This window comes from Hymenobacter translucens, from assembly GCF_020685205.1.
GTDB classification, from domain to species: domain Bacteria; phylum Bacteroidota; class Bacteroidia; order Cytophagales; family Hymenobacteraceae; genus Hymenobacter; species Hymenobacter translucens.
Genome location: NZ_JAJERB010000007.1, coordinates 196604 through 222302, shown reverse-complemented (window position 1 = coordinate 222302; position 25699 = coordinate 196604). Strand labels below are relative to the sequence as shown.

At 61.2% G+C, this 25699-nt stretch carries 27 protein-coding genes and 1 tRNA gene; 14 read left to right on the top strand and 14 right to left on the bottom strand.

Annotation, left to right across the window (positions count from 1 at the left end):
• Positions 1-34 precede the first annotated feature (34 nt).
• The 5 genes from pth to LJY25_RS16195 all read right to left on the bottom strand — a co-directional run bounded on the left by pth (position 35) and on the right by LJY25_RS16195 (position 2756).
• The gene (gene pth, locus LJY25_RS16215) at positions 35-598 is read right to left on the bottom strand and encodes an aminoacyl-tRNA hydrolase (RefSeq protein WP_227609405.1); all 564 of its coding nucleotides are present in this window, start codon (positions 596-598) and stop codon (positions 35-37) included.
• 124 nt (positions 599-722) lie between these two features.
• Positions 723-1292 carry a 50S ribosomal protein L25/general stress protein Ctc gene (locus LJY25_RS16210; RefSeq protein ID WP_227609404.1) on the bottom strand — a complete coding sequence of 190 codons (570 nt, stop codon included), beginning with the start codon at positions 1290-1292 and terminating at the stop codon, positions 723-725.
• A gap of 144 nt (positions 1293-1436) precedes the next feature.
• A complete protein-coding gene (locus LJY25_RS16205; RefSeq protein ID WP_227609403.1) occupies positions 1437-1640 on the bottom strand; it encodes a hypothetical protein in 204 nt (67 codons plus the stop codon).
• 17 nt (positions 1641-1657) lie between these two features.
• Complete coding sequence (locus LJY25_RS16200) at positions 1658-2587, bottom strand: ribose-phosphate pyrophosphokinase (RefSeq protein ID WP_227609402.1); 930 nt, start codon at positions 2585-2587, stop codon at positions 1658-1660.
• A gap of 96 nt (positions 2588-2683) precedes the next feature.
• A tRNA-Gln gene (locus LJY25_RS16195) sits at positions 2684-2756 on the bottom strand.
• Positions 2757-3000: 244 nt separating this feature from the next.
• Here LJY25_RS16195 and atpD point away from each other — a divergent pair.
• The 5 genes from atpD (at position 3001) to LJY25_RS16170 (ending at position 8290) form a co-directional block, all read left to right on the top strand.
• Complete coding sequence (gene atpD, locus LJY25_RS16190; protein WP_227609401.1) at positions 3001-4506, top strand: F0F1 ATP synthase subunit beta; 1506 nt, start codon at positions 3001-3003, stop codon at positions 4504-4506.
• A gap of 98 nt (positions 4507-4604) precedes the next feature.
• The gene (gene atpC, locus LJY25_RS16185; RefSeq protein ID WP_227609400.1) at positions 4605-4850 is read left to right on the top strand and encodes an ATP synthase F1 subunit epsilon; all 246 of its coding nucleotides are present in this window, start codon (positions 4605-4607) and stop codon (positions 4848-4850) included.
• Positions 4851-4993: 143 nt separating this feature from the next.
• Positions 4994-5884, top strand: coding sequence for a tetratricopeptide repeat protein (locus LJY25_RS16180; RefSeq protein ID WP_227609399.1), 891 nt, complete (start codon positions 4994-4996; stop codon positions 5882-5884).
• Between the two features lie 101 nt (positions 5885-5985).
• Positions 5986-7107, top strand: coding sequence for a trans-sulfuration enzyme family protein (locus LJY25_RS16175; RefSeq protein ID WP_227609398.1), 1122 nt, complete (start codon positions 5986-5988; stop codon positions 7105-7107).
• A 79-nt stretch (positions 7108-7186) separates the two neighbouring features.
• Positions 7187-8290: a DUF3616 domain-containing protein gene (locus LJY25_RS16170; protein ID WP_227609397.1), complete on the top strand. Its 1104-nt coding sequence runs from the start codon at positions 7187-7189 to the stop codon at positions 8288-8290.
• A 4-nt stretch (positions 8291-8294) separates the two neighbouring features.
• Here LJY25_RS16170 and LJY25_RS16165 read toward each other — a convergent pair whose 3' ends face one another.
• The 3 genes from LJY25_RS16165 to LJY25_RS16155 form a co-directional block, all read right to left on the bottom strand.
• A complete protein-coding gene (locus tag LJY25_RS16165) occupies positions 8295-9437 on the bottom strand; it encodes a DegT/DnrJ/EryC1/StrS family aminotransferase (protein WP_227609396.1) in 1143 nt (380 codons plus the stop codon).
• Between the two features lie 138 nt (positions 9438-9575).
• The gene (locus LJY25_RS16160) at positions 9576-10265 is read right to left on the bottom strand and encodes an acetyltransferase (RefSeq protein WP_227609395.1); all 690 of its coding nucleotides are present in this window, start codon (positions 10263-10265) and stop codon (positions 9576-9578) included.
• On the bottom strand, positions 10262-10915 hold the full coding sequence (locus LJY25_RS16155; RefSeq protein ID WP_227609394.1) for a sugar transferase: 654 nt from the start codon (positions 10913-10915) through the stop codon (positions 10262-10264). Before LJY25_RS16155 ends, LJY25_RS16160 begins: the two co-directional genes overlap by 4 nt.
• A 126-nt stretch (positions 10916-11041) precedes the next feature.
• Between LJY25_RS16155 and ispE the strand changes: the two genes are divergently transcribed.
• A complete protein-coding gene (gene ispE / locus LJY25_RS16150) occupies positions 11042-11854 on the top strand; it encodes a 4-(cytidine 5'-diphospho)-2-C-methyl-D-erythritol kinase (protein WP_227609393.1) in 813 nt (270 codons plus the stop codon).
• Between the two features lie 65 nt (positions 11855-11919).
• On the opposite strand, the gene LJY25_RS16145 is transcribed toward ispE, so the two are convergent.
• The 3 genes from LJY25_RS16145 to tgt all read right to left on the bottom strand — a co-directional run bounded on the left by LJY25_RS16145 (position 11920) and on the right by tgt (position 15215).
• Positions 11920-12849 (bottom strand): DMT family transporter, encoded by a 930-nt coding sequence (locus LJY25_RS16145; RefSeq protein WP_317206607.1) that lies wholly within the window; start codon positions 12847-12849, stop codon positions 11920-11922.
• Between the two features lie 76 nt (positions 12850-12925).
• On the bottom strand, positions 12926-14002 hold the full coding sequence (locus LJY25_RS16140; RefSeq protein ID WP_227609392.1) for an LptF/LptG family permease: 1077 nt from the start codon (positions 14000-14002) through the stop codon (positions 12926-12928).
• 82 nt (positions 14003-14084) lie between these two features.
• Positions 14085-15215, bottom strand: a complete 1131-nt coding sequence (gene tgt / locus LJY25_RS16135; RefSeq protein ID WP_227609391.1) for a tRNA guanosine(34) transglycosylase Tgt — start codon at positions 15213-15215, stop codon at positions 14085-14087.
• A 190-nt stretch (positions 15216-15405) separates the two neighbouring features.
• Here tgt and LJY25_RS16130 point away from each other — a divergent pair, with 190 nt between their 5' ends.
• The 3 genes from LJY25_RS16130 (at position 15406) to rsmG (ending at position 17955) form a co-directional block, all read left to right on the top strand.
• On the top strand, positions 15406-16536 hold the full coding sequence (locus LJY25_RS16130) for a glycosyltransferase (protein ID WP_227609390.1): 1131 nt from the start codon (positions 15406-15408) through the stop codon (positions 16534-16536).
• Positions 16527-17150, top strand: a complete 624-nt coding sequence (locus LJY25_RS16125) for an RNA polymerase sigma factor (RefSeq protein ID WP_227609389.1) — start codon at positions 16527-16529, stop codon at positions 17148-17150. The genes LJY25_RS16130 and LJY25_RS16125 overlap by 10 nt, the downstream gene beginning before the upstream one ends.
• A 181-nt stretch (positions 17151-17331) precedes the next feature.
• The gene (gene rsmG, locus LJY25_RS16120; RefSeq protein ID WP_227609388.1) at positions 17332-17955 is read left to right on the top strand and encodes a 16S rRNA (guanine(527)-N(7))-methyltransferase RsmG; all 624 of its coding nucleotides are present in this window, start codon (positions 17332-17334) and stop codon (positions 17953-17955) included.
• 46 nt (positions 17956-18001) lie between these two features.
• On the opposite strand, the gene LJY25_RS16115 is transcribed toward rsmG, so the two are convergent.
• Positions 18002-18985, bottom strand: a complete 984-nt coding sequence (locus LJY25_RS16115; RefSeq protein ID WP_227609387.1) for a YheT family hydrolase — start codon at positions 18983-18985, stop codon at positions 18002-18004.
• 189 nt (positions 18986-19174) lie between these two features.
• On the opposite strand from LJY25_RS16115, the gene rpsT reads away from it, so the two are divergent.
• The gene (rpsT, locus tag LJY25_RS16110; protein WP_227609386.1) at positions 19175-19432 is read left to right on the top strand and encodes a 30S ribosomal protein S20; all 258 of its coding nucleotides are present in this window, start codon (positions 19175-19177) and stop codon (positions 19430-19432) included.
• A gap of 128 nt (positions 19433-19560) precedes the next feature.
• Positions 19561-21060, top strand: a complete 1500-nt coding sequence (locus LJY25_RS16105) for a T9SS type A sorting domain-containing protein (RefSeq protein WP_227609385.1) — start codon at positions 19561-19563, stop codon at positions 21058-21060.
• Between the two features lie 108 nt (positions 21061-21168).
• Here the strand turns inward: LJY25_RS16105 and pyk are convergent, their stop codons facing one another.
• Together pyk and LJY25_RS16095 are read right to left on the bottom strand one after the other, a co-directional pair.
• On the bottom strand, positions 21169-22608 hold the full coding sequence (pyk, locus tag LJY25_RS16100) for a pyruvate kinase (RefSeq protein ID WP_227609384.1): 1440 nt from the start codon (positions 22606-22608) through the stop codon (positions 21169-21171).
• Between the two features lie 108 nt (positions 22609-22716).
• Positions 22717-23145 carry an IPExxxVDY family protein gene (locus tag LJY25_RS16095; RefSeq protein ID WP_227609383.1) on the bottom strand — a complete coding sequence of 143 codons (429 nt, stop codon included), beginning with the start codon at positions 23143-23145 and terminating at the stop codon, positions 22717-22719.
• Positions 23146-23308: 163 nt separating this feature from the next.
• Here LJY25_RS16095 and LJY25_RS16090 point away from each other — a divergent pair, with 163 nt between their 5' ends.
• The 3 genes from LJY25_RS16090 (at position 23309) to rnc (ending at position 25660) form a co-directional block, all read left to right on the top strand.
• Positions 23309-23545 (top strand): acyl carrier protein, encoded by a 237-nt coding sequence (locus LJY25_RS16090; protein ID WP_100334675.1) that lies wholly within the window; start codon positions 23309-23311, stop codon positions 23543-23545.
• 115 nt (positions 23546-23660) lie between these two features.
• Positions 23661-24911 (top strand): beta-ketoacyl-ACP synthase II, encoded by a 1251-nt coding sequence (gene fabF, locus LJY25_RS16085; protein ID WP_227609382.1) that lies wholly within the window; start codon positions 23661-23663, stop codon positions 24909-24911.
• On the top strand, positions 24911-25660 hold the full coding sequence (gene rnc, locus LJY25_RS16080; RefSeq protein ID WP_227609381.1) for a ribonuclease III: 750 nt from the start codon (positions 24911-24913) through the stop codon (positions 25658-25660). The genes fabF and rnc overlap by 1 nt, the downstream gene beginning before the upstream one ends.
• The last annotated feature ends 39 nt before the right edge of the window (positions 25661-25699 follow it).

Genomic DNA, 25699 nt, shown 5'->3' with positions numbered 1-25699 from the left:
GGTTTGCGCCGTTCCGGAGAGGGAAGGGGAAAGGCTATTTCACGTTTACCACGTTCATGGCCCGCTCCAGGCCCAGGGTGCCAAAGGCCAGCACGGCGTCGGCGGCTTTCTCGATGCGCAGGGGCAGGTCAATCTGCTCATCGGCCGAGAAGGGGTTGAGCACGTAGTCGACCTGCCGGCCTTTGGGGAAGTTGGCGTCCACGCCGAAGCGCAGGCGGGCGTACTCGTCGGAGCCCAGGGTTTCCTGGATGTGCTTGAGGCCGTTGTGGCCCCCGGCCGAGCCCTTGCCCTTCAGGCGCAGCTTGCCGTAGGGGAGGGCCAGATCATCGGTTACCACCACCATCTGCTCTTTCTCCAGTTTCAGGGAGCTCAGGTAGTGGGCGGCGGCCTTGCCGCTCAGGTTCATGTAGGTGGTTGGCTTCACCAGCACGAAGGTTTTGCCCTTGTGCTTGATTTCGGTTACGAAGGCGTGCCGGCCGGTCTCGAAGCGGGCGTCGTGCTTGGCAGCCAGGTAGTCGGCCACCATAAAGCCAATGTTGTGGCGGGTATCGGCGTACTCGGGGCCAATGTTGCCCAGACCCAGAACCAGAAATTTCATGCGGCAAAGGTAAGAGGCCCGGCGTTGCGCCGGGAAGTTCGGAAAAGTAGAAAAAGCAAGAAGCCGCTGCGGACCGCAGCGGCTTCTTGATTCAGAGTCAGAAAGTGACTTCCGGTGAGGAAGACTATTTCTCGCTCATCTGGCCTTTCAGCGCACGCGGGATGGCTACCGTTGCGATGGGGGCCAGGGAGTTGGTCAGGATCGTGTAGTTCTTGGGCTCCACGCGGTTCACCTTGATGGATTTGCCGAGCTCCAGGTCCGAGATGTCAACCTCCACGTAGTCGGGCAGGTTTTCGGGCAGGGCCTTTACTTTCACTTTGCGCAGCTTCGACACAAGCTTACCGCCGGCCAGTACGCCGGGCGAAACGCCGATGAACTTCACGGGGATGTCCATCTTCACTTCTTTGCCCTCCTGCAGGAGCAGGAAGTCAACGTGCAGCAGCATCTCGTTTACGGGGTGGAACTGGGCATCCTGTACGATGGCACGGTACACGGTACCTTCTACGTTCAGGTCGACAACGTGAACTTCGGGGGTGTACAGCAATTCGCGGAAGAGGATGGCCGGGGCCGAGAAGTGGATCTGCTCTTCGCCACCGTACAGTACGCACGGCACGTAAGAGTCCAGACGCAATGCTTTAGCATCCTTCTTACCGAGATTCGCTCTTTTAAACCCTACAATCTCGAGGCTTTTCATAAGCTTGTGTTTTTGGAAAAAGTAAAATGTGTTTTGTCCAGCCAAGCTGACAATCAGCCTAAACGGGCCGCAAAGATAGGCTGATTGTTTGGCAATAGAAAGCCAGGGCTATATAAACCGCGATTAGGCTAAGCGCCCGGTCTGCTAGCGCGCAAATATCCACCCCACGAGCACCGCGAAAAACAGACAGCCGCCGAGCCCGAGCCCAATCAGGCTGAGCAGCAGCCGAAGAAGCCCCTGGCCAAAAGAGCTGGCCGACGAAACCCACTTCAGCAGAATAAACGCCGCCGCTACCAGCAGAATGGTCAACAGGCCGACAATAACCGAAAGGGTGCCCGAGCCCTTCATGCCGAAGCAGACAGTTCTTAGATGAACAAAGAGCTGATGCTTTCGTGCGTCACCACGTTGCGGATGGCGCGGGCGAACAGGTCGGCCAGGGAGATGACCCGGATTTTATGATTTTCCTCTTTCAACGGAATCGTGTCGGTGATGACCAGCTCCTCGAGCACCGACTTGCGGATCCGCTCGTGGGCCGGGCCCGACAGCACGCCGTGGGTAATTACCGCCCGCACCGACTTGGCCCCGCGCTCCATCAGCAGCTCGGCGGCTTTGCAGATGGTGCCGGCCGTGTCCACGATGTCGTCGACGAGCACCACGTTCATGCCCGTCACGTCGCCGATGACCTGCATGGAGGCAATTTCATTGGCCCGCAGGCGCATCTTGTCGCAGACTACGATTTCAGCGCCGAACTTCTTGGCAAACGCCCGGGTCCGGACCACGCCGCCCACGTCGGGGGAGGCGAAGATCAGGTTGTCGAGGTTCAGCGACTTGATATAGGGGCCCGATACCGTGGCGCCGTCCAGGTGGTCGACGGGAATGTCGAAAAAGCCCTGGATCTGGCCCGCGTGCAGGTCGCAGGTCATCAGGCGGTCGGTGCCCACGCTCTGCACGAAGTCGGCCACTACCTTAGCCCCGATGCTGACCCGGGGCTTGTCTTTGCGGTCCTGGCGGGCGTAGCCGTAGTAGGGCATCACCACCGTCACGGACGCGGCCGAGGCGCGCTTGGCGGCGTCCACCATCAGCATCAGCTCCATCAGGTTTTCGGCCGGGGGGTTGGTGCTTTGAATCAGAAATACCGCGCAGCCCCGCACGCTCTCGTTGAAGCTAGGGCCCAGCTCGGTGTCGGCGAAGCGCTGAATGCTGAGGTCCCCGAGCTGGGTGCCGTAGGAGGCGGCAATCTGCAGTCCCAGGTCGTGGGAAGCGTTTCCGGCGAATATTTTTACCTGCTGAGCCATATCAAATGAAGGAATGCTGGTGAGTGAAAACGCCAAAAACGCGAAGGGCGCCGATTCCCCACAGGAGGAATCAGCGCCCTTCGCGTCAAGTAGTTGTTGTCCGACCAGGGCTCGAACCTGGACTCTCCTGAATCAAAATCAGACGTGTTGCCGGTTACACCATCGGACAAAATCCCTCGGGCAGCGATGCCGTTTGGGTCCGCAAATGTACGACCGAATGAATCCGGCGCAAATTTCCGGGTGAAATTTTTTTCCGGGCCACCAGTGCAAATCGGGCTTCGATGAGCTGAGGAGCTGAGAATCAGGTTGGATCCGGTCGGCAAACTTTCCCGAACCCGGTCTTTGGCAAAGCGCGGATTAAGCCGTAGTTTTGCGGCCTGAAAACCTTGCACTCATCCCTATAAAATCCCGCAATGGCGAATAACGGCAAAATCACCCAGGTAATCGGTCCCGTCGTGGACGTAAGTTTCGCGGGAGAGGACACGCGCCTCCCCAACATTCTCGACGCGCTGGAAGTAACCAAAGACAACGGCCAGGTCGTGATCCTGGAGTGTCAGCAACACCTTGGTGAAGACCGGGTGCGCACCATCGCCATGGACTCGACCGAGGGCCTGACCCGCGGCGCAGTAGTTCGTGACCTGGGCTCGCCCATCGCCATGCCCACCGGCGAAGGCATCAAAGGCCGCCTGTTCAACGTGATTGGCCAGGCCATCGACGGCATTCCCCAGCCCAAGAGCGACGGACCGCTGCCGATTCACCGCCAGGCTCCCCCGTTCGAAGACCTCGCTACCTCGTCGGAGATTCTCTACACGGGTATCAAAGTAATTGACCTGCTCGCTCCCTATGTAAAGGGTGGTAAGATTGGTTTGTTTGGTGGTGCTGGCGTAGGCAAGACCGTACTCATCATGGAGTTGGTAAACAATATCGCCAAGGCCTACGCGGGTCTGTCGGTGTTTGCCGGCGTGGGTGAGCGTACCCGCGAAGGCAATGACCTGCTGCGCGAATTCATTGAGTCGGACATCATCAAGTACGGCGACGAGTTCAAGCACTCGATGGAAGCCGGTGGCTGGGACCTGACCAAGGTTGACCAGAACGAGCTGCTGAAGTCGCAGGCTACCCTGGTGTTCGGCCAGATGAACGAGCCGCCCGGAGCCCGTGCCCGCGTTGCCCTGTCGGGTCTGACGGTGGCCGAGAACTTCCGCGACGGTGACGGCACCGGTGCCGGCCGCGACATCCTGTTCTTTATCGACAACATCTTCCGCTTCACCCAGGCCGGCTCCGAAGTATCGGCTCTGCTGGGCCGGATGCCTTCGGCCGTAGGTTACCAGCCCACGCTGGCCACCGAAATGGGTGCCATGCAGGAGCGCATCACCTCGACCAAGCGCGGTTCTATCACCTCGGTACAGGCCGTATATGTGCCTGCCGATGACTTGACTGACCCGGCTCCGTCGACGACGTTTGCTCACCTGGATGCTACCACGGTACTGTCGCGTAAAATCTCGGAGCTGGGTATCTACCCCGCCGTGGACCCGCTCGACTCGACTTCCCGCATCCTGTCGGCTGACCTGATCGGTGACGAGCACTACAACACCGCCCAGCGCGTGAAGGAAATTCTGCAGCGCTACAAGGAACTGCAGGACATCATCGCCATCCTGGGTATGGACGAACTCTCCGAGGAAGACAAGCTGGTCGTTTCGCGTGCCCGTCGGGTACAGCGTTTCCTGTCCCAGCCCTTCCACGTGGCTGAGCAGTTCACCGGCCTGAAAGGGGTTCTCGTTGACATCAAGGAAACCATCCGCGGCTTCAACGAAATCATCGACGGCAAGCACGACCGTCTGCCCGAGGCGGCCTTCAACCTGGTGGGCAGCATCGAGGACGCGGTAGCCAAAGGGGAGCGTCTGATTGCCGAAGCCAAGTAAGCCGCAAGCTTCCAGCTTCAGGCTGCAAGCCTTGTTTAATTTTCTTTAACCGAACAAAAGCTTGAAGCGTGTAGCTTGAAGCTTGTAGCTCCAGAAAGATGCATTTAGAAATCATCACGCCGGACCGGAAAGTATTTGCGGGCGAGGTTGTAGCGGCGCAGTTTCCTGGTACCGACGGGCTGTTTGAAGTGCTCAACAACCACGCTCCCCTCATCAGCGCCCTGCAGCCGGGCGAGGTAGTGGTGACCAGTGCCGCCGGCCGCGAGGCTTTCCGCATCAACGGCGGCGTGGTCGAGGTGCTTCGCAACAACGTGATTGTGCTGGCCGAAGGCGTCGTAGCGTAAGCTGCTTCCTCTCTTAATTTTGTAAAGCCCCGTGACCTTTGCTGGTCACGGGGCTTTCGCATTTCAATCAATTAGGATTTGATGCATAGACGGCTATTTTTAAACGTGTTTTCTTATTTCTATCAATTCTATATTTTATCATCATGTATAAACTTCTTATTCCGCTTGGTGCCGCGTTGCTGCTGACCGGGGCCGGACACGCCCAGAACCGACCCGTCGAATTTCAAAAGTATCTGAAAGCCAACGATACTACTGCCATGCGGACGATGCTGGCCCAGTGGCAGCAGCAAGAGCCTCAGAGCCCGGATGTGTACGTGGCCCGGTTTAACTACCTGCTCAGCCGAGCGGAGCACATTGAAATCCGCATGGGTGGAAATGCGACGGGGCCGCTGAAAATGGTGGCTGAAGACAAACAGGGCCGGGTGGTCGGGGGAATTGGATCGGCCTACGACCCCAAGCTGCTCGGGCAGGCCCAGGCGGTGCTGCGCGAAGGAATCAAGCTGGCGCCCAACCGGCTGGACATGCGGTACGGACTGGCCAAATCCTACGAAGAAGGGCGGGACCCGGCCAGCGAAGTTGCCGTTCTTAAAGAAGCTCTGGCCGACCATGCTCGTTCGGGGCAGCCCTGGCAATGGTTTCATAAGGACCTGCCCGCGCCCGAAGCCGAGTTTGTGCCCGCCACGCTGGAGCAGTACGCCACCTTTTACCTACAGCAGGATGGCGACGCGCCCCTGGAAACGGCCCGGCAGCTGGCCGAGCTGATTGAGCAGTATTACCCGGCCAGCTCCCTGGGTCATTTCAACCTGGGCGTGTACTACAGCTTCAAAGGGCAGCGGGAGCGGGCCTACGCGTATCTGCAAAAGGCCGATGCGCTTCATCCAGATGATCTTTCGACGGTAGCCAACCTGGTGAAGCTGGCCATTGACCTAAAGCGCAAGCCGGAAGCAGAGCAGTACCTCGCCCGGCTGCGGAAGCTGCCGGATTCGAAAGAGGCCGTGGCGGATTTAAGCCAGCAGCTCAGGAAGCTGAAGTAGGACCCGGGCCGAGGAATGTAGCCCGGATGATTTAGCTTGCGGCATCAAAAGACCCGGCTGCCGGAACCCACCTCCGGCGCTGGTCCACCGTACCCACCTGCATGCATATCCGTCCCAAAATCACCCCGATTTACCAGTCTTCCGTTTTCAAGTTCGACGACCTCAACGAGCTGGAGCAGTACTTCGGGGAGCCCGGCAGCCGCTACCTGTACTCCCGCAACGGCAACCCCAACTCCGACGAGCTGGCCGAAGCGGTAAACAAGTTGGAAGGCGGCGCCGGCGCCGTAGCTACCGGCTCGGGCATGGCCGCCATTGCTGCCGCGATTCTGGCATACTGCCAGGCCGGGGACCACGTGCTCTGCGCCGCCGACATCTACGGGGGCTCTTCGTCTTTGCTGAACGCCGAGCTAAGCCGGCTGGGCATCAGCGTCAGCTACGTGCCGTTCGAGCAGCTCTACGACCTGGCCTCTTTCGTGCAGCCCACGACGCGCCTGCTGCTGGCCGAAACCATCAGCAACCCCCTGCTGCGGGTAGCCGACCTGCGCCGCCTCGCCGCCGAATGCCACGGCCACGGCCTGAAGCTGGTCGTCGACAACACCTTTGCCTCGCCCATCCTGACCCGGCCCCTGGCTCTGGGTGCCGACGTTACCCTGCACAGCGTTACGAAGTATATTTCCGGCCACAGCGACGTGACGGCCGGGGTGGTGGTGGCCGCCGATGCCGAGGTAGCCGCGCGGCTCCGGCAGATCGGGGTGTTCTATGGCTTTACGCTGAGTCCGATGGAAAGCTGGCTGGCCGTGCGCGGACTGAAAACCCTGCGGCTGCGGATGCGGGAGCACAGCGCCAACGCCCTGGCCATTGCAGAGTTTCTGGAACAGCACCCCCGGGTGCGGCAAGTCAACTATCCGGGCCTCGCCTCCCACCCCCAGCGGGAGCTGGCTGCCGGACAGGGGGGAGGGTTGTTTGGGGGCATGATGTCGTTTCTGCTGGCCGATGAGGCAGACGCCGTAAACTCCCTGATGCGCCGCAGCAAGCGGTTTCCTTTCGCGCCGTCCCTGGCTGGCGTCGACTCGTCGCTGTCGTATCCGCTGGGCACTTCGCACCGCTCCCTGCCGGCCGAGCAGCAGCAGGCCCTGGGCATCACCGTCGGGCTGGTGCGGCTAAGCGTGGGCATTGAGCCGGTGGAAGAGCTGCTGGCCGATCTGGGGCAGGCGCTGGCGTAGAAAAGCCGGAAAATAGCTGGTCGGGTCAACTTCCCGGCGGCCGGACCGTTTCGGGGCTACGTTCCCTTGCTTATCCGCCATGCGCCGCCAGCCCTACACCCTGCACTTCAATCCCAAGCTCAGCCTCAACGCCGACGACAAGCACGTTCGCGACGGGCTGTCCACTGTTTCCATCACCGGCGACAACCTGTGGGTGAGCTGCGACGAGCGAACCACCATCGAGCGGCTGCGCCGCACCGGCCCCCACGAGTTCGGGGAGCATTGCTCGTACAAGCTGACGGATCTGCTGGATTTGCCCGGTGATGCCGACTGCGAAATCGACATTGAGGGAATGGCCTCCGCCGGCCACTACCTGTGGATTGTGGGCTCCCACAGCCTCAAGCGCAAGGAGCCCAAGGAGGACGATGAGGATACGGCCAAGCAGATTCAGAAGCTGGCAAAGATAAAAGCCGACCCCAACCGCTACCTGCTGGCCCGGATTCCGCTGCTGCTGAACGCCGAATCCGGCAACTACGAGCTGCACAAAACGGCCCCGCACCCTACCAAGTCGGGTGAGACACTGCGGGCCGCCCAGCTGCACGGCAACGGCGAAACCAACGAGCTACTCGACCGCCTCGCCCACGACCCGCACTTGAAGGTGTTTGCCAAGATTCCCGGCAAAGACAACGGGCTGGACATTGAGGGCCTGTCGGTGACCGATGCCGGGCAGGTGTTCGTGGGACTGCGCGGCCCGGTGCTGCGGGGCTGGGCCCTGGTGCTGGAGCTGCACCTGGTGGAAGACAAGCCCGGCCGCCTGCGCATGGAAAAAGTGTCAGGGGCCGCTGAAACCTACTACCGCAAACACTTCCTCGACCTGGGCGGCATGGGATTGCGGGAGTTGCGGCAGCGGGGGCACGACATGCTGCTGCTGGCCGGCCCCACGATGGACCTTGACGGCACCATTGCCGTGTACTGCTGGCCCAATGCTACCAAGCAGACTACCGATACCCTGGTTTCGAAAAAGCGGATGAAGCGCCTGTTCGACGTACCGCACGGGCACGGCCCCACCGCCGGCAAGGACAAAGCCGAGGGCATGACCCTCTTCGACGACAACCGCGTACTGCTGGCCTTCGACAGCCCCACCGACGCGCGCAAAAAAGGCGCGGATCAGGTGGTAGTGGACGTCGTGCGCCTGCCCGAATAACGCTTTATCCCAGGGCTTCCCGCACGGCCCCCGCCACCCGGCGCAGGTCGGCATCGGTCATGGCGGAGCCGGAGGGTAGGCAGAGGCCCTGGTCGAACAGCCTTTCGCAGACCGCGCCGCCGTACATGGGAGCTTCGGCAAACAAAGGCTGCAGATGCAGGGGCTTCCAGAGCGGGCGGCTTTCGATGTTGCGGGTTTCCAGGTGGAGGCGCAGCTGCTCGGGCGTGCCGCTGGTCTGGGCCGGGTCGAGCAGCACCGTGCTCAGCCACCGGTTCGACTTGCCCCCGGTGGGCTCCGAAGGGCCAAAGCACAGGCCGGGCAGCTCGTTCAGGTGCGTGCAGTACCAGGCGTAGATTTCCCGGCGCTTTTTCACGCGGTCCTCAATCAGCTCCATCTGCCCCCGCCCGATGCCGGCCAGGATGTTGCTGAGCCGGTAGTTGTAGCCGGTTTCGGAGTGCTGGTAGTAGGGCGCCGGGTCCTTGGCCTGCGTGGCCAGAAAGCGGGCTTTTTCCACCAGCTCCGGCTGATTGGAAACCAAGGCGCCGCCCCCGCTGGTGGTGATGATCTTGTTGCCGTTGAACGAGAAAACTCCTACGTCGCCGAAAGTGCCCAGCAGCCGGCCCTCAAAGCGGGCACCCAGTGCCTCGGCGGCGTCCTCCAGCACCGGAATCCGGTATTCGGCGGCAATGCGCAGCAGCTCGGGCAGCCGGGCCGGCATGCCGTAGAGATGCACCAGCAGCAGGGCTTTGGGCGTGCAGCCCCGGGCTATCCGGTCGGTAATGGCTTCGCGCAGCCGGTCGGGGCACATGTTCCAGGTCTGCGCCTCGCTGTCGACAAACACCGGTCGGGCGCCCAGGTAGGTAATCGGGTTGGCCGTGGCTACAAACGTGAAGGACGGGCACAGCACCTCGTCGCCGGCACCAACGCCCAGCAGCAAAAGCCCCAGGTGAATAGCGGCCGTGCCCGACGACAGCGCCACGCAGTGACTTACACCGGTGTACTCGCACAGATCTTTCTCAAACCCGGCCAGGTTGGGGCCGGCCGGAGCCACCCAGTTGTCTTCAATGGCCTTGTGCACGTAATTCAGTTCGTGCCGGCCCAGGTGGGGTGGGGAAAGAAAGAGCCGGTCGTGGTCCTGACTACGCATTCGTTTTTAATTAAGAATTAGCAATTAGTAATTAAGAATTGATGCCGGTGAATCATGGTATCGAAGGTGTTGGAGCGAGGATGGATAAAGCTGTCCGTAACAGCCAGGGCAAACAATGGCGGGGCCAATTTCTGATTCTTAATTCTTAATTGTTCTAGCCGGGACGCCCACGGCGGTGCAGCCAGCGGGCAGGTCGCGCACAGCCACGGCACCGGCGCCGAGGATGGTGCCCTCGCCTATACGCACCCGGTTGATGACCGTGGCATTGGTGCCCAGGTACACGCCCCGCTCCAGGTGGGCTTCCCCACCCACGTTAGCGTGGGGCATCAGGGAGCAGAAATCCTCCAGTACAGCATCGTGGCCAACCGTGCAGCCCAGGTTGAGCAACACGTGCCGGCCCAGCCGGACGTCGGTGGTCAGAATGCAGCTTTCGGTGATAATGGTGCCGGGGCCGATGGAGAGGTGCTGAAACGGGCGGTGCGCGACGCGGGGGTGAATCAGCACCGGAAAGCGCAGCTGGGGCGACGTAAGGCGCTCTACTACGGCCGCGCGGTGCTGGCTGCTGCCCACGGCCACGGCCACAAACAAGGGCTGGGTGATGGCGTTCAGGTCGGCGGCGGTGCCCAGGTAGGGCAGATCGTGGATGGTAGGCGTAGCCGGGGCTTTATCGTCATAGAAGCCCACGACCTCCCAGGTGGCGCCGGCTTCGTTGAGGTGGCGGATCAGCGCCAGCACTTCCCGGCCCAGACCGCCGGCCCCGAAAATGGCCAGCCGACGGTGCGGCGTTTCAGCGGAGTCGGCGTACTCGGAAAAGAAAAGCTGGGTCATGCAACAGGGTCGGTAGGAGGGTGGGGAGCGGAGCCACGGAAGGCCTCGGTGGTTGCCTGGCCGGGGGCGCTGATGCCCCGGGCTCCCAGCACCCGGCCCGCCGTGCGCACCAGGATACGTAAATCCAGGCCGAACGACACGTTATCGACGTACCAGACGTCGAATTCAAACTTCTGCTCCCAGGAAATGGCATTGCGGCCGTTCACCTGCGCCCAGCCGGTTATGCCGGGTCGGACGAGGTGGCGGCGGGCCTGAACCGGCGAATACAGGGGCAGGTACTGGGGCAGCAGCGGACGGGGGCCCACTAAGCTCAGGTCCCCGCGCAGCACGTTCCAGAGCTGGGGCAGCTCGTCGATGGACGTGGCCCGCAGCCAGCGCCCCAGCGCGGGCAGGCGTTCCGCATCGGGCAGTAAAGCCCCGTGCGCGTCGCGGGCGTCGGTCATGGTCTGCAGCTTGTAAAGCCGGAACAGCCGGCCGTGAAGGCCCGGCCGGAGCTGGCGGAACAGCACCGTGCCGCCGTTCTGAACGGCCAAAGCCAACGCAGCGGGCAAAAGCAACGGCAGACTCAACAGCACCAGCGGGGCGGCCATCACTACATCGAGCAGGCGCTTGCCCCGGCGGCAGTACCAGGAAGAAAACGGATGAGCCATGCAGAAGGAGAGGGCGTGAAACAGCCTGAAAAAGCCAAAATTATCCTTTTTCTGTCGGGTAAGCTTTAGCTTGCAGCATCGGCTTCAGCTTAAACATTTTCGCGAAGCCAGGCTTACTTATCTGCTATGCTTGTTTTTCCCAACGCCAAGCTTAATCTGGGCCTGTACGTTACCAGCCGGCAGCCGGACGGCTTCCACACGCTGGAATCGGTGTTCTTGCCGTTGCCGTGGTGCGATGCCCTGGAAGTGCTGCCCGCCGAGACGACCAGCCTGGCCCTGACCGGTATTCCTATTCCCGGCGAGCCGGCCACCAACCTCTGCCTGCGCGCCTACGAGCTGCTGAAAGCGGATTTCAACCTGCCCCCCGTGCAACTGCACCTGCACAAGGTGGTGCCGATCGGGGCCGGGCTGGGCGGGGGCTCCGGCGACGCGGCCTTTACCCTCAAAGCCGTCAACGACCTGTTCAGCCTGGGTTTAGCTGCCGACCGGCTTGAAAGCTACGCCCGGTGCCTGGGCAGCGACTGCGCGTTCTTTGTGCGCAACCAGCCGGTGTTTGCCTATGGCAAAGGCGACGTCTTTGCGCCCGTCGAAGTAAACCTGTCCGGCACTGCCTGCCTGGTGGTGTACCCCCGCCTGCACATCAGCACGCCGGAGGCCTACAGCCGCATTCGTCCCCGGCCCCCGCGGCACGACCTGCGCGAAAGCCTGCGGCAGCCCCTGGAAAACTGGCGCGAAACCGTCAGCAACGACTTCGAAGACGCCCTGACGCCCTATTATCCGGTGCTGGGCCAGCTTAAAGAGCAGCTCTACGCCGCCGGCGCCGCTTACGCCAGCCTGTCGGGCTCCGGCTCGGCGGTGTACGGCCTGTTCCCGGGCCTCGACCAGCCGCCCACGCTGGAGCTGCCGGCCGAATACGTGGTCTGGAGCGGGAAGCTATAGCCTGTGTTGGTGCCTGGGCTTTTCAACGTCCGGTTTAGAGTGCCGCTTCAGAGTACACGCCGGCGTTATATCACCGCGTCAACCGGTGCCGGCTTGCGGCGGCGCTGGTACCACTGGTCGATGACGGGGTGAATCAGGACGCTGAACAAAATGACGAGTGTACCCAGGTAAAAGCCGGTCGACATGTTTTCCTGGCGGAAGCCGGGCACCTTAAACCAGTACAGCACCACGGCCAGCAGAATGCCGTACACTGGCTCCAGGTTGATGGTGAGGTTAATGACAAAGGCCGACAGCCGCTTCATCAGCTCCACCGACGTGGAGAAGGCATATACGGTACATACGCCGGCCAGCAGCAGCAGCCACACCCAGTCGGCCGGCTCCAGGCTTAGTTGCAGACCTTTTCCCTCGGTGAAGTAGCGGGAATAGACGGGAAAGAAAAGCACGATGGACAGGCAGGCGCCCAGCATCTCGTAAAACGTGAGGCGCAGGGGCGGGTGCTTCTTGACCAGCTGGGAGTTGAACACGCTAAACAGCGCCGAAATCCCGGCCGACAGAATGGCCACGCCCAGGCCGGCCAGCTGATCGAACTCCGCCTGCGACACCAGGTAAAGCCCTACCATCGTCAGCAAACCCAGCAGCACTTCGTAGGCCCGCACCCGGCGCCACAGCACCAGCGGCTCCAGCAGGGACGTCCACAGGGCCAGCGTAGCCATGCCGGCCAGGCACACGCTTACGGAGGAAAGCCGGGCCGCCAGGAAAAAGGTTATCCAGTGCGCGGCCACCAGCGCCCCGATGCCCAACAGCCGCAACGCATCCGCCGTCGGAATGCGCCAGACCTGCCGCCGGGCCGTCAGCAGCACCGCCAGCCCGGCCGTGGCCAGCAGGGTGCGCCAGAATACCAGCTCCACCGGCGGCACCGAAATGAGCTTGCCCAGAATGGCCGTGAAGCCCCAGAGCAAAACGATAAAGTGCAGACGCAGGTAGTCTTTCAGCAAGGAGCAGGGAATGATGAAGGGACGGGCTGAAGCGGGGCGTCACAGCGGTTTTCCGCCCTGCCTAGCCCGGGCCCTCCTAGCGGGGAATAAAGCGGTAAAGAACCAGTCCGATGCCGGTAAAGACAATATTGGGAACCCAAGCCGCCACCATGGGCGACATCTCGCCGACCTGGGCAAAGTTGCGGCTCATAATCACGAAGATGATAAACACGAAAGCCAGCACGAAGCCCAGGGCAATCTGCCCGCCCACGCCGGCCCGCGACTTGCGCGCGCTCATAATAACCCCGATGACGGTGAGAATTACGATGGCGAACGGGTAGGCGTACCGCTCGTGCTTTTCGCTTTCGTACACCTGGGTGTCGTCGGCGCCCCGGTCGAGCTTCTGCTGGATAAAGCGGCTCAGCTCGGGCAAGGTCAGCGTTTCGGACAGGCGGTAGGTGCTGGCAAAGTCCTTGGGATAGAGGTTCAGGGTGGTGTCGCGGGCGGGCAGAACCCGGAGGGTTTCCTTCTGGCCGTTAAAGGTGCGCACCAGCTGGGGCGCCAGGCGCCAGGCACGTTTGGTCGAGTCCCAGGTGATGACCTCCGAGGTGAGGCGCCGCTTAAGGTTGGTGCTGTCGATGGTTTCCAGCGCAAACCGGTAGCCGATATTGTTGGTGTTGTCGTAGCTCTCCATGTACACGTAGCTCTTCGGGCCCACCTTGATGTGGACGTTGCGCCCGTCGAAGCGGTAGGGGAGCTTGATGTAGGCTTTTTCAAATGCCACCCGAACCTTGTTGGCTTTCGGAATAACCCAGCCGATCAGCCCGAAGCTGACGACGGCAATGATAACGGCGCCCATCACGTAGGGCAGGAGCAGGCGCTTAAAGCTGACCCCGCTGGCCAGAATAGCCACAATCTCGGTGCGGGCCGCCAGCCGGGCCGTCACGAACACCACCGCAATGAACACGGTGATGGGGGAAAGCAGGTTGGCGAAATACGGAAACAGGTTGACGTAATACTCCAGAATAATTTTCCCGGCCGAGAGGTTGTGCTGGATGAAGTCGTCGTTTTTCTCCGTGAAGTCAATCACGCAGATAACCGTGACCAGCACCACCACCGTGAACACGAAGGCCGTGAGGAATTTCTGAATGATGTACTTGTCGATCAGCTTCATTGGTTAGCTATTAGCCATCAGCTGTCAGCTGTCAGCCATGTTCTTGAATCAAGCTAATAGCCAACAGCTATCAGCTAACAGCTTATAAACGGGTGGAGACCTGCTTTACCATCTTGTCTTTCCACTCCCGGAAGGTACCGGCCAGAATCTGTTCCCGGGCCTGCTTGACGAGCCAGAGGTAGAAGGTAAGGTTGTGAATTGAGGCAATCTGGGGGCCAAGCATTTCCTTGCTCTGAAACAGGTGCCGAACGTAGGCGCGGGAGTAAAACGTACTTACGTACCCGCCCAGCTCGGCATCAATCGGCTCGAAGTCCAGTTCAAACTTCTTGTTCGTGACATTCAGCACGCCCTGGGTGGTGAACAGCATGCCGTTGCGGGCGTTGCGGGTGGGCATCACGCAGTCGAGCATGTCTACGCCCAGCGCAATGCTTTCCAGAATGTTGGCCGGCGTGCCCACGCCCATCAGGTAGCGGGGCTTGTCCTGGGGCAGGATGTCGCACACCAGCTCGGTCATCTCGTACATCTGCTCGGCCGGCTCGCCCACGCTCAGCCCCCCGATGGCGTTGCCCGGGCGCTGCTGGTTGGCAATAAACTCGGCCGACTCCACCCGCAGGTCCTTGTAGGTGCTGCCCTGCACAATCGGAAAAAGCGTCTGCTCGTAGCCGTAGTGCCCCTCGGTGCTGTCGAAGCGGTTGATGCAGCGCGTCAGCCACCGGTGGGTCATCTGCATCGAGCGTTTGGCGTAGTCGTAGTCGCAGGGCCAGGGCGTGCACTCGTCGAAGGCCATCATAATGTCGGCCCCGATGGTCCGCTGAATGTCCATCACGCCCTCGGGGCTGAACAGGTGGGTGCTGCCGTCGATGTGGGAGCGGAACTTCACGCCGTCTTCCTTGATCTTGCGCGTGTTGCTGAGCGAGTACACCTGGTAGCCCCCGCTGTCGGTCAGGATGGGCCGGTCCCAGCCATTGAACTTGTGTAGGCCCCCGGCGGCGCGCAGCACGTCGAGGCCCGGGCGCAGGTAGAGGTGGTAGGTGTTGCCGAGGATAATCTGGGCCTGCACGTCATCCTTCAGGTCGCGCTGCTGCACGGCCTTGACGGTGCCGGCCGTGCCCACGGGCATAAAGATGGGCGTCTGAATCGCGCCGTGGGCCGTATGCACCACGCCGGCGCGGGCCTTGGAGTTCGGGTCCTGGGCTATTAAGTCGAAAGTCATTGTTGGGAGAGGAGCTGGGAGTTAGGAGCCGCTGCGCAGGAGCTAGGAGGAAAAAGAAAGTAAAGGGGAGCTAGTCATTAGTATTTATTCTAACTCCGGGCTCCTGGTCTCCTGCGCAGCAGCTCCTCCCACAAAGGTACTTCCCCCATTCCGAATGCCTACTTTTGCCCGCTGATTCACCTTCCCCGCTTTGCCTTTTCATTTTTCTCCCGCTATCTGGCTGCTGCTGGCGCTTCTGCTGGTGCAGCTTGGCTACGCGGCGTACTATTTTCTTCCCTTTGCCCTGCGCCCTACGCCGGCCGACGAGCTGCCCGATGCGGACCGCGAGCCCGTGTCGGTACTGGTGTGCGCCCGCAACGAGCTGGAAAACCTGCGGCGCCTCATGCCCCTGCTGCTCAAGCAGGACTACGCGCCGGGCTTCGAGATCATCCTGATCGACGACCGCTCGTTCGACGACACCCAGCTTTACGCCCAGCAGCTCACCCAATACTACCCCGACCGCGTCCGGCTCGTGACGGTGACGAGCACGCCGGACGGGCTGGCTCCGAAAAAATATGCCCTCACCCTGGGCATCCGGGTGGCGCGGCACGCCCGCCTGCTGTTCACCGATGCCGACTGCATTCCGGCTACCAATCATTGGATCAGGTACATGCAGCGGGGCTTCAATCAGCCCGCCGACCTCGTCGTGGGCTACTCGGCGTATGCGGCCGAACCGGGTTTCTTAAATAAACTCATCCGGTATGAAACCCTGCTCACCGGCGCACAGTATCTGTCGCTGGCGTGGCGGGGGCAGCCGTACATGGGAGTGGGCCGCAACCTGGCTTACACGCAGGCCTGCTTCCGCGCTACCAAAGGCTTTGCTTCGCACATCCGCAGCCTCAGCGGCGACGACGACCTGTTTGTGCAGGACGCCGTGCAGCTGGGCCGGCGGGTGGCCGTGGAGGACCGGCCCGCGGCCCACACGATCAGCGAGCCAGCGTCGAGCTGGGGCGGGTGGTGGCGGCAGAAGCGGCGGCACCTCTCGGCGGGGCGTAGCTACCGCCGGGCCGATCAGCTGCGGGTGGGAACCTTTATGGGCGCAAATCTGCTGTTCTATTTAGTGTCCATCCCGCTGCTGTTTTCCCGCCCCGATTGGATACCTTTGGCCGCCCTGTGGGGAGTGCGCACGGCAGTCGTTTGTGCTGCTACTACACCCCTTGGGCGTCGGCTCGACGACCAGCTGCCGGTGGCGCTGGTACCCGTGCTCGACGCTGTTTATTTTTTTCATTATCTAGCTTTGGGAATTTCATTGTTCCTCTACCGCACCCTCCGATGGAAGTAAACAATCAGGAAATACAGAAACAGTTCTCGGCCAAAGCCAAGCATGACTTTAAGCTGATCCGGGCGGCTGTTGAGCAGGGCGACGAAAAAGCCTATGCCGAGCTGATGCAGATTTACAAGAAGCCGGTGTACCATGTGGTCCTGAAAATGGTGCGCAACCCCGACGACGCTGAAGATCTAACCATCGAAGCGTTTGCCAAGGCTTTCCGCAACCTGCACAAGTTCAATCCTGAGTACGCCTTCAGCACCTGGTTATTCCGCATCGCTACAAACAACTGCATCGACTTTATTCGCAAGAATAAGATCAAGACGATGTCCATCGACTCGGCTATCAAGATTGATAACGGCGACGAAATCACCATCGACTTCCGCGACCAGAACCTGAACCCGCAGGAGTCGGCCATCAAAAACCAGAAGATCGAAATCATGCAGCACGTCGTGTCGCGGCTGCCGGATAAATATCAGCGTCTCGTCACGCTGCGCTACTTCGATGAGTTGAGCTACGAGGAAATTGCCACTGAGCTGAAGGCGCCCCTGGGCACTGTGAAAGCCCAGCTGCACCGCGCCCGCGAGCTGCTCTTCGACATGGTGAAAAACAAGAAGCACATCATCTAACCGGCTGATTGCCTGTTGTTGACAGTAAACTACCCCGACCTTTGGTCGGGGTAGTTTCGTTTTCGGCCGCTGGAGCGCTACTTCTGTGGTCCGTGGCCGCGCGTCGTGGCAGCAGGCCAGAACACGCAACTACGCGGACCCGTAGCCTGCGCTACGGGCCCGCCTGCGTACCTTTGGCCCGATGGATATCCTGTTTCGCTATTTCCCTGACCTCACCGAGTTGCAGCGCCAGCAGTTCCGGCAGCTGGAGCAGGAATTTCGCCTCTGGAATGAGCGTCTCAACCTGGTGGCCCGCCCCGACGTGGAAAACCTGGCCGAGCGCCACTTCCTGCATTCCCTGGGCATTGCCAAAGTAGTGCGCTTCCCCGCCGGCGCCGCCGTACTCGACGTGGGTACCGGCGGGGGCCTGCCCGGCCTGCCCCTGGCTATCCTGTTCCCCGAGGCCCGCTTTCACCTCGTCGACAGCATCGGCAAGAAAATCAGCGCGGTGCGCGATATGGCCCGGACTATCGGGCTGCACAACGTAACAGCCGAGCAAACCCGGGCCGAGCAGCTCAGCACCCGCTACGATTTCATCGTAAGCCGCGCTGTGGCCCGTCTGGCCACCTTCCACACCTGGATATCCCACCGCTACAAGCCCGGCTCCTATCCCAGTAGTGGCCTGTACTACCTCAAGGGCGGCGACCTTACCGAAGAAATTGCCGAATCCGGCCTGCAAGCCCAGCTGTTCGACTTGAGCACTTACTTCGACGAGGAGTTCTTCGAAACCAAGAAAGTCGTCTGCGTGCCGGCCACGAGGTCGTAGCGGCCGGTAAGCAGCCCCGGATACCACGCAGGGCGTTCTTACCCGGCTAGGCCGGGACCGCCGCCGTCAGGAACTCCACGGCCCGGCGCTCGGAGTAGTACTTGCCATCGGGGCTGCCTTCGGGGAAGCCCACGTGCCCGCCTTGGGGCGGCGTTTCCAGGAAAACATACTGGCTTTGCGCGGCCGTGTCGCGCGGAAAGCAGCTGGGCGCCAGAAACGGGTCATTCTCGGCGTTGACGAGCAGGGTTGGAATCCGGATCTGACTCAGGTAGCGGCCCGAACTGGCGTGCTCGTAATAGTCGTCGGCTGAGCGGAAGCCGTGCATAGGGGCCGTAAACCGCTCGTCGAACTGCGGAAAGTCGCGCAGCTGGTCGAGGTCGGTAAGATCGACCTGCCCCGGCAGCAGTTCCGCCTTCTGCCGCATCTTCGTCCGCAGCGACTTCAGAAACCGTTTCAGGTACACCCGGTTCTGGGGCTGGGCGATCTTCATGGAGCCGGCTTTCAGGTCGGTCGGCACCGAGAAAACCACGGCCCGCTGGACTTCTGCCGGCACCCGGTCGGGATTTTCGCCCAGGTACTTCAGCGTCACGTTGCCGCCGGCGCTGAAGCCGGTCAGGAACACGCGGCGGTAGCGGCCGGTCGCCAGGGCATAGCGCACGACAAAATCCAGGTCGTCGGTGTCGCCGAGGTGGTAGGAGCGGAGCAAGCGGTTCATTTCCCCGCTGCAGCTGCGGTAGTTCCAGGCCAAGGCATCGAAGCCGGCATCGTTCAGGGCGCGCACCATGCCCCGCATGTAGGGCCGGCTGGCGTCGCCCTCCAGCCCGTGCGACACGATGGCAAGCGTATCGGCAGTCCGTCCGGTTTGCCGCGACCAGTCCAGGTCCAGGAAGTCGCCGTCGGGCGTCTCGACCCGCTCCCGCTGGTAGCGCACTTCCGGTACTGAGCGTAGCACGCTCGGGACAATGGTCTGGAGGTGGCCGTTAAATAAATAGAAAGGCGGCTGGTAGCTGGAATGAGAAACGAGGGGCATAACCAATCAGCGGATACGTAATTTGACGGACGGTTAAAGGTAAGCGGAACTCGGCATGCATACTATAACCCTCTCAACCGCATTACTTCCATTCTAGTTGCCGTTCCCTATTTGCTATTTCAAATCAAAGCCTTACCTTTGCCACCCCAACTGAATTGAAACCGAGCAGAACGTCACTATTTCCTCCTCATGGCGAATCATAAGTCAGCCCTTAAGCGCATCCGTTCCAACGAAGCCAAGCGCGTGCTGAACCGTTACCAGGCTAAGTCTACCCGCACCGCTATCAAAAAGCTGCGTGCCCTCACCGACGCCACCGAAGCCCAGACCCAACTGCTGAAGGTAACTTCGATGCTGGACCGTCTGGCCAAGAAGAACATCATTCACAAGAACAAGGCAGCCAACAACAAGTCGAAGCTGACCAAGTTCGTGAACTCGCTGGCCGCCTAAGCAGCCAACGACTTTCTCTGCTCTTGTATAAACAAGGCCCCGCGCGCAAGTGCGGGGCCTTGTTGCGTTGCGGTGGCAGCGTATGCATTTATTTCTACCTTGGCTGCTCTATCCTTAACTCTTTACCTATGAAGCATCTGTACCCTTTCCTTATCGTTTGTGCCTGCCTGTTGGGAGTGTCAGCCCAGGCCCAGAACTGGCGGCCCTTCCGCCCCAACGGCGACGTGCACGCGTTCCGCGGCGTCTCCGCCGACACCGTCCTGACCCTGCGCCTGGATTCGGCCGCCGTCATCGGAGCCGATTCAGTTTATTTCTTTAACCGGATCATGCGGCGCCAGGGCAGCTTCCAATGGCGCAAGTCCGTCAACAACCAGTTTGGCCGGGTGATGCGCTACAACGTAGCCCAGCGCACCTATTCGCTGCACTGGGACGGCGGCCCTTCCACGGGCTTCAACCTCGACCGCGTTCTGGTGCTGAAGCCCTTTGCCTCAGTGGGCAGCGCCTGGATGAGCGTCAACACCGACGTGGCGGTGCCCACCGGCCTGCTTTCCCGCGGCACGATGCTTATTGACGGGGTCATGGACTCTATCGTCACCTTCCAGATAAATAACGCCACCAACATAATCCTCAGCAAAAACAACGGCCTGGTGTCGGCCCCGGCCTCACTGCAGCTGTCGTCGAATCCCCGCATGCTAAGCCTGGCCCGCCGCCCGTCGCCGGCCGGGCAGAGCTATTACAACCCGCTGATGCTGCTGGACCTGCAGGTGGGCGACGAACTGGGCTACTACCAGGAGCCCATTATGCAGAATCCGTTTGCCTGCTATCAGGGCTGGCTGCTTCGGCACGTCCTGTCCCGGCAGGTAACGGCGGACAGCGTGGTATACATGCTGCAGCAGCAAAGCCGGATGGTAACCAGCGGTGCCCCGGGCTGTGGGGGCAGCAGCACCACGATTTCACCGGTGAGCGTGGTACGGGTGGCGGCATCCCGGAAAACCGGCCGTTGGGCCGGCGCCGGTTTTGGCGGCGCCCCGATGCTGCCGGTCAATACCGACTTGCTGACGTACGAATACAAGATGCGCCTTTCTGGTCTGAACAGCCTTATGATGGGCCATCCTGTTGTGCCAGCACGGCCCGGACGTGCATGTGGCGGGCCAGCCGCGCTATGGCAGGAAATGCTGTATGCCAGCAGCGGTACTCCCCAGAACTATGCGCCTGGCATTGATGCGCTGGCTTGGGGGCAGTTGGTTGCAGAAGGGGTAGGGCCGGTGGCGCAGTATGAGCACCGCCTGACTTACTCGCGTCGGACCGTCAATGGCACCGTACAGACCTGCGGCAGCCGCACTGGCTTCGGTCTGCTGCCAACCAAGGCTGCCCTTGCTGCCCGTTTCCAGCTGTATCCAAACCCGGCTGCCGCCACGGCTACGTTGATGCTGCCGGAGCCCGCCCGTACCGTCACCACCATCCGTCTGCTCGATGGGCTCGGCCGGGTAGCCGTTACCCAGCAGCTGATGGCCGGCCAGGCCAGCACGGTGCTGCAGCTGCAGAGCCTGGCCGCCGGCAGCTACGTGGTGGAAGTGCAGGCCGCCGGGGAGGTGACGCAGCGCCTGCGCCTTCAGCACCAGCAGTAAACCGACTTGCATTCATACTAGAAAAGGCCCTCCTGGATCTTCAGGAGGGCCTTTTGCTTAGTCGTCAGAAAAAGCTTGCGGCTTGAAGCTTACAGCTTGCCGCTCACCCTACGCCACGCTCACCTTCACCATGTTCGCCAGGCCCTTGTCCTGAATCGGCATGGAGGCGGTGTTGATGAACACGTCGCCCTTCTGCAGGTGGCCGGTGGTGGTCAGCACGTACTTGATGTCCGACACGGTGTTGTCGGTGCTGACGAGCCGGTCGTAGTAGAAGCCGCGCACGCCCCAGATCAGGCTCAGCGCCGTCAGCAGCGGCCGGTTGTCAGTAAAGATGAAGATGTTGGCCTTGGGGCGGTACTTGGCAATCTGAAAGGCGGTGTAGCCCCGGTGCGTCATGCCGGTAATGGCCTTGGCCCCCGTGTTCTTGGCCAGATGGCAGGCCGCCGACAGCACGCTGTCGACCATGAACGTCGGCGCGGTGGGGTCGATGGGGAACCAGTGGTGAAACAGGCTGGGGCTCCGGGTTTCCACGCTCAGAATGGTACCGACCATGGAGCGGATCACTTCGGCCGGGTACGCGCCCACAGCAGTTTCAGCCGACAGCATCACGGCGTCGGCCCCGTCGAGCACGGCGTTGGCTACGTCGGAGGTTTCGGCCCGGGTGGGGCGGGGAGCGGTAATCATGCTCTCCATCATCTGGGTGGCAACAATGACGGGCTTGCCGGCCTTGTTGCACTTCTCGATAATCATCTTCTGGGCCATCGGCACCTCTTCCATCTTTACCTCTACGCCCAGGTCGCCCCGGGCCACCATGACGGCATCGGTAATGGCAATGATTTCGTCGATGTTCTTCAGGGACTCGGGCGTCTCAATCTTGGCGATGACGCGGGCCATCTTGCCGCTTTCGGTTATCAGCTGCTTGATAAAGCGGATGTCCTCGGCGCGGCGGGCAAACGACAGCGCCACCCAGTCTACGCCGTTGTCGAGGCCGAACTGCAGGTCTTCGATGTCCTTCTCGGTCATGGACGGGGCCGACACGTCGGAGTCGGGCAGGTTAATGCCTTTGCGGGGCTTGACGAGGCCACCGTAGATTACTTCCACATCCACTTCGGTTTCCCGGTCGGTGGCCAGCACCCGCAGCTCAATCTTGCCGTCGTCGATGAGGATCATGTCGCCGGGCTTCACGTCGCGGGCCAGGCCCAGGTAGATGGTGCTCAGGCGGGTGGCGGTGCTGATTTCCTTTTCGCCGCACACCAGCTTGATCTTGTCGCCCCGCTTTATCTCGACGCCCCCGCCCTCGACCTCGCCGAGGCGGATCTTGGGGCCCTGCAGGTCCTGCAGCAAGCCCACGGAGGTGCGCATGTCCTTGTTCAGGCGCCGCACCGTGTTGATGACGGCCAGATGATCTTCGTAGGAGCCGTGGGAGAAGTTGAGACGGAACACGTCCACGCCTTCGCGGATAAGCACGGCGAGCTTTTCGTACGTGTTGGAGGCAGGGCCCACCGTGGCCACAATCTTGGTTTTATTGAACGTTGGTGCAGATTCCATAAGCAGCTGGCGTCCGGCTCCAGCCGGGCGAGAAGTGAAACAAAATACAATACGTGAGTGGGTGGGGCACCTACGCGGTGACCCGGCTGGAGCCGGGCTGAACAATTCTCAAAAGAGAAGATTTTCTTTGAATTTAAGCGAGTTCGGGTCGAACTGGCATACGTACTGAACCTCGGGCAGGGCGGTGAGCTGCTGTAAAAGCTCCTCGGCGGCCAGGCTGCCGCTGCCGTTGCTGACCTGAATCAGGTAGTCGTACTCTTTGATGTCGGGAGCCAGAAACGGCTTCTTCAGCGGGGACGGATCCACCGAGCGGTTGCGCAGCAGGCGCAGGGTCAGCGTCTCGGTGGCGTGCAGGTAGTTGCTGATTACCAGCCGCCCACGGGTGAGCAGGTCGTAGATCAGGTCCTGCTGCTTGATCAGGCGCAGGCGCAAAACGTGGTTGAGCTTCCAGGCCAGCTGGTGTTCCCGGCTGGAGGAAACGATGCCAAACAAATCGAAGTCGCAGTCATAGTCAACGTCCAGCGTCAGCATTTTCATAAGGGCTCGTCCAGGTAAATCAGGGGCAAAAGTAGGACTACCGCTACCGACTTGAAACGGGGGTAGCCATAATCTTGTACCCAGAAGATTAGCCGGGGTTTGTTTGACAATGTTAGGGAAGATAGTGTTATTTGTGGCGAGTTTTCTCTAAACCCCCACGGAAATGTCTGAAATTGCAGAAAAAGTAAAGGCCATCATCATCGACAAACTCGGCGTAGAAGCGTCGGAGGTAACCCCCGAGGCAAGCTTCACCAACGACCTGGGTGCTGACTCGCTGGATACCGTTGAGCTGATCATGGAGTTCGAAAAGGAATTCAACGTATCCATCCCGGACGATCAGGCTGAGAACATCGCAACGGTGGGTCAGGCTGTCAGCTACCTCGAGGAGCACGCCAAATAAGGTACCTTTACTTCGATACCCCGCGTTAGTGCTTACCGGCCGGCCCGCCGCCGGCCGTTTTGCATTTTAGCGCTTTTTGAGTCCAGTCATTTTCTTTCGCTTCTCCCGCTAGCCTATGTCTTTTCGGAGGGTTGTCGTGACCGGCCTCGGCGCCATCACCCCGCTCGGCAGCACCGTTCCCGCATTCTGGGACGGGCTGTCGCGCGGGGTGAGTGGAGCCGCGCCCATCACGCGCTTCGACGCCAGCAAGTTCAAAACCCACTTTGCCTGCGAAGTAAAGGGCTACTCCCCCGATAACTACTTCGACCGCAAGGAAGGCCGTAAAATGGACCCCTTCACCCAGTTCGCCCTGATTGCCGCCGATGAGGCCATTCTGGATGCGGGCCTGAATGAAGGCGTCAATCGGGACCGGGTCGGCGTTATCTGGGGTTCGGGAATCGGAGGGTTGAAAACCTTCCAGGAAGAGTGCTTCAACTTCGCCAAGGGCGACGGTACTCCCCGCTACAACCCCTTCTTCATTCCCAAGATGATTGCCGACTCCTCGTCGGGCAACATCTCGATCAAGCACCGCTTCCGGGGTCCGAACTTCGTGACCACCTCGGCCTGCGCTTCGTCGTCGGACTCGATTGTGGCCGCCTTCAACTACATCCGTCTCAACCTGGCCGATGCCATGGTGACGGGCGGGTCGGAAGCTGCTATCACTGAAGCCGGCGTGGGGGGCTTCAACGCCCTCAAGGCCATGAGTGAGCGCAACGACGCCCCTGAGCAGGCTTCCCGCCCTTACGACAAGGACCGGGACGGCTTTGTGCTGGGTGAAGGCGGCGGAGCCCTGGTGCTCGAAGCCTACGAGCACGCCGTGGCCCGCGGGGCCAAGATCTACGCCGAAATCATCGGCGGCGGCATGTCGTCGGACGCTTACCACATCACGGCTCCCGACCCCGAGGGCAACGGCGTGGTGCTGGTAATGGAAAACGCGCTGCGGGATGCCGGTATCGGCCCCCAGGACGTGGACTACATCAACACCCACGGCACCAGCACGCCCCTGGGCGACGGCGCCGAGGTGAAAGCCATCCAGAAAGTGTTTGGTGAGCACGCCTACAACCTCAACATCAGCTCTACCAAGAGCATGACGGGCCACCTGCTGGGCGGCGCCGGCGGTATTGAGGCCGTAGCCAGCATTATGGCGATTCAGCACGGCATCGTGCCGCCCACCATCAACCACTTCACCGACGACCCCGAGCTGGACGCCCGCCTGAACTTCACGTTCAACACGGCCCAGAAGCGCGACGTGGAAATTGCCATGAGCAACACCTTCGGGTTTGGCGGCCACAACACGTCGGTCGTTTTCCGCAAGTTCCGCGAGTAATGTTTCGCCCGGGTCAGCCGCTTCCGCTGTTCGGCTTCTTCCGGCAGCTGCTGGGGCAGGACCGGGAATTTCGACGCGCCATCGCCACCATGATAGGCCGCACGCCTGACAACGTGCGGCTTTATCAGTTGGCCTTTACCCATTCGTCGGCGGTGCGGCAGCAGGCCGAAGCCGGCCGGCACCAAAGCAACGAACGGCTCGAGTTCCTCGGCGACGCCATCCTGGGCGCTGTGGTGGCCGAGTACCTGTTTCGCAAGTTTCCCTACGAGCAGGAAGGCTTCCTGACCGAGCTGCGCTCCCGCATCGTGAACCGGGAAAGCCTCAACCAGCTGGCGTTGAAGATCGGGCTCGACCAGCTGATCCAGCTCGACCCGTCCCAGGGCCGGGCGGCGCGGTCCCGCTCCGTGAACGGCAATGCCCTGGAGGCATTGGTAGGTGCCGTGTACCTCGACCAGGGTTACAAGGCGGCCCGCAAGTTCGTGCTCAGCCGCCTGGTGCGGCCATTCGTGGACGTAAAAGGGCTGACCGAGACTACCACCAACTTTAAGAGTAAGCTTATCGAGTGGGCCCAGCGCCAGGGCAAAGTGTTGCGCTACGAAATCAACGGGGAGCCCCGCTCGGGTGGGGTAATGGAGTTTTCGGCCACCGTGCTCATTGATGAAGAAGCTGTTGCCACCGGCATGGGCCTGAGCAAGAAGCAGGCGGAGCAGCTCGCCGCCGAGCGGGCCCTGACGGCGCTGAGGGTGTAAGTCCACGTCGGATTCTGCACTGCCGGGTGCCCGCCGAGC

Bases quoted from the DNA above. Each gene is read 5' to 3' on its own strand.
- pth (WP_227609405.1), bottom strand. From the start codon at position 598: ATGAAATTTCTGGTTCTGGGTCTGGGCAACATTGGCCCCGAGTACGCC.
- LJY25_RS16210 (WP_227609404.1), bottom strand. From the start codon at position 1,292: ATGAAAAGCCTCGAGATTGTAGGGTTTAAAAGAGCGAATCTCGGTAAG.
- LJY25_RS16205 (WP_227609403.1), bottom strand. From the start codon at position 1,640: ATGAAGGGCTCGGGCACCCTTTCGGTTATTGTCGGCCTGTTGACCATT.
- LJY25_RS16200 (WP_227609402.1), bottom strand. From the start codon at position 2,587: ATGGCTCAGCAGGTAAAAATATTCGCCGGAAACGCTTCCCACGACCTG.
- atpD (WP_227609401.1), top strand. From the start codon at position 3,001: ATGGCGAATAACGGCAAAATCACCCAGGTAATCGGTCCCGTCGTGGAC.
- atpC (WP_227609400.1), top strand. From the start codon at position 4,605: ATGCATTTAGAAATCATCACGCCGGACCGGAAAGTATTTGCGGGCGAG.
- LJY25_RS16180 (WP_227609399.1), top strand. From the start codon at position 4,994: ATGTATAAACTTCTTATTCCGCTTGGTGCCGCGTTGCTGCTGACCGGG.
- LJY25_RS16175 (WP_227609398.1), top strand. From the start codon at position 5,986: ATGCATATCCGTCCCAAAATCACCCCGATTTACCAGTCTTCCGTTTTC.
- LJY25_RS16170 (WP_227609397.1), top strand. From the start codon at position 7,187: ATGCGCCGCCAGCCCTACACCCTGCACTTCAATCCCAAGCTCAGCCTC.
- LJY25_RS16165 (WP_227609396.1), bottom strand. From the start codon at position 9,437: ATGCGTAGTCAGGACCACGACCGGCTCTTTCTTTCCCCACCCCACCTG.
- LJY25_RS16160 (WP_227609395.1), bottom strand. From the start codon at position 10,265: ATGACCCAGCTTTTCTTTTCCGAGTACGCCGACTCCGCTGAAACGCCG.
- LJY25_RS16155 (WP_227609394.1), bottom strand. From the start codon at position 10,915: ATGGCTCATCCGTTTTCTTCCTGGTACTGCCGCCGGGGCAAGCGCCTG.
- ispE (WP_227609393.1), top strand. From the start codon at position 11,042: ATGCTTGTTTTTCCCAACGCCAAGCTTAATCTGGGCCTGTACGTTACC.
- LJY25_RS16140 (WP_227609392.1), bottom strand. From the start codon at position 14,002: ATGAAGCTGATCGACAAGTACATCATTCAGAAATTCCTCACGGCCTTC.
- tgt (WP_227609391.1), bottom strand. From the start codon at position 15,215: ATGACTTTCGACTTAATAGCCCAGGACCCGAACTCCAAGGCCCGCGCC.
- LJY25_RS16125 (WP_227609389.1), top strand. From the start codon at position 16,527: ATGGAAGTAAACAATCAGGAAATACAGAAACAGTTCTCGGCCAAAGCC.
- rsmG (WP_227609388.1), top strand. From the start codon at position 17,332: ATGGATATCCTGTTTCGCTATTTCCCTGACCTCACCGAGTTGCAGCGC.
- LJY25_RS16115 (WP_227609387.1), bottom strand. From the start codon at position 18,985: ATGCCCCTCGTTTCTCATTCCAGCTACCAGCCGCCTTTCTATTTATTT.
- rpsT (WP_227609386.1), top strand. From the start codon at position 19,175: ATGGCGAATCATAAGTCAGCCCTTAAGCGCATCCGTTCCAACGAAGCC.
- LJY25_RS16105 (WP_227609385.1), top strand. From the start codon at position 19,561: ATGAAGCATCTGTACCCTTTCCTTATCGTTTGTGCCTGCCTGTTGGGA.
- pyk (WP_227609384.1), bottom strand. From the start codon at position 22,608: ATGGAATCTGCACCAACGTTCAATAAAACCAAGATTGTGGCCACGGTG.
- LJY25_RS16095 (WP_227609383.1), bottom strand. From the start codon at position 23,145: ATGAAAATGCTGACGCTGGACGTTGACTATGACTGCGACTTCGATTTG.
- LJY25_RS16090 (WP_100334675.1), top strand. From the start codon at position 23,309: ATGTCTGAAATTGCAGAAAAAGTAAAGGCCATCATCATCGACAAACTC.
- fabF (WP_227609382.1), top strand. From the start codon at position 23,661: ATGTCTTTTCGGAGGGTTGTCGTGACCGGCCTCGGCGCCATCACCCCG.
- rnc (WP_227609381.1), top strand. From the start codon at position 24,911: ATGTTTCGCCCGGGTCAGCCGCTTCCGCTGTTCGGCTTCTTCCGGCAG.